Raw genomic sequence first — 1,544 nt, 5'->3', positions numbered from 1 at the left:
ATTGAGGATACTTTTCCTTGCGAAAGAAGCTTTAAATTAATTTCTTTTTGAAGTGACAAAGTCACTTATGCAAATTATAATTCTTTACGTTAAAAATAGACCAGTATACTGGCCTATTTTATTAATTGAAAATTATAGATTGTAAAATTCTATAAAAGATTTCGTTACATAGGTATGGTCTTCTACTCCAGCTAGTTCTCTTATTGAGTGCATAGCTAAAGTAGGATTTCCTATATCTACTGAGCGAATGTTAATATGTGTTGAGTTTATAGGTCCTATAGTACTACCACCTCTTAAGTCTGAACGATTGACGAACTTTTGTACAGGTACTCCCACACTTTTACAAATCGCTTCATAAACTGCATCAGAATCACTATCAGTAGTATATGCTTGATTTGCATTTATTTTTATAACTGGTCCTTTATTCATAAGCGGCCTATTTGTTGGATCATGTTTATCTGGCATAGCAGGATGAACGGCATGAGCATTGTCTGCTGAAATTATAAAAGATTTAGCTAATGCTCTAAAGAATTCCTCTCTACCTTTCCCTTGAGATAGTACTATTCTTTCTAATATGTTAGATAACATGTCAGAATCTGCACCTTGTTTAGTTGAACTTCCCACCTCTTCATTATCATAACAAACCATAACATTAGTTCCTTTAGTAATGTCAGCTTTTATTAATGCCTCAATTCCTGCATGAACCATTTGAAGATCATCTAATCTTCCACTAGATATAAATTCATTATTTAATCCTATTATGTTTCCTTTTTCATATTCATAAAGATATAAGTCAAAGTCAATAATCTCTTCCTTAGATACTTTTAATTCCTCAGCTAATGAATTTAATAAATAGTTGCCATTCTCTAAATTTTCATTTACTAATGATAAAACTGGCAATGTATGCTTTTGAGCATTTATATCAAAACCTTTATTTACCTCTCTATTCATATGTATAGCTATATTAGGTATAATTAATAATGGTTTATTTATATTGATAAATGTTGTTTTTGGATAAAGTATACTTTCACCTTTTAAAACCACTCTTCCTGCTATAGCTAAAGGTCTATCAAACCAAGTACTTAATATAGGACCACCATAAACTTCTGTATTTAGTCTTATATAAGAGTTTTCTACAGTCATTTCAGCATTTGGTTTTACTCTAAATCCTGGTGAATCCGTATGAGCACCTACTAGCTTAAATCCCTGTTCTTCTATTTCCCCATTACCTACAACAAAAGCAATTAATGCTGAATCATTTTTAGTTGTATAGTATTTTCCACCTTTTTCTAGATTCCATTTATCTTCTTCTTTAACTTCTATAAATCCAGCTTTATTTAATCTTCCCTTAATTGATTCAACTGCATGAAAAGCAGTTGGACTTTCATATAAAAAATCAATAAGGTCTCTTGCAAACTCTAATTGTTGTGACATTTTATACACCTCCGAAAATATTTATAAATAAATTACCTTTAAAGTTAATTTACAATTATACTGTTAAATACTTCAATTAACAACTCAAATTAATTCACAATTCACAGTTC

General features: G+C 30.0%; 1 protein-coding gene. It reads right to left on the bottom strand.

The annotated features are described in order from the left end of the window. Nucleotides 1-132 precede the first annotated feature (132 nt). A complete protein-coding gene (locus B2W91_RS14725) occupies nt 133-1,434 on the bottom strand; it encodes a M18 family aminopeptidase (RefSeq protein ID WP_291582299.1) in 1,302 nt (433 codons plus the stop codon). Nucleotides 1,435-1,544 lie beyond the last annotated feature (110 nt).

It is taken from the genome of Clostridium sp. UBA6640, assembly GCF_002455975.1.
Lineage (GTDB): Bacteria > Bacillota > Clostridia > Clostridiales > Clostridiaceae > Clostridium_J.
Note: the sequence above shows the minus strand (reverse complement) of the source record. Positions and strands in the feature narration are given on the sequence as shown.

Bases quoted from the DNA above. Each gene is read 5' to 3' on its own strand.
- B2W91_RS14725 (WP_291582299.1), bottom strand. From the start codon at position 1,434: ATGTCACAACAATTAGAGTTTGCAAGAGACCTTATTGATTTTTTATAT.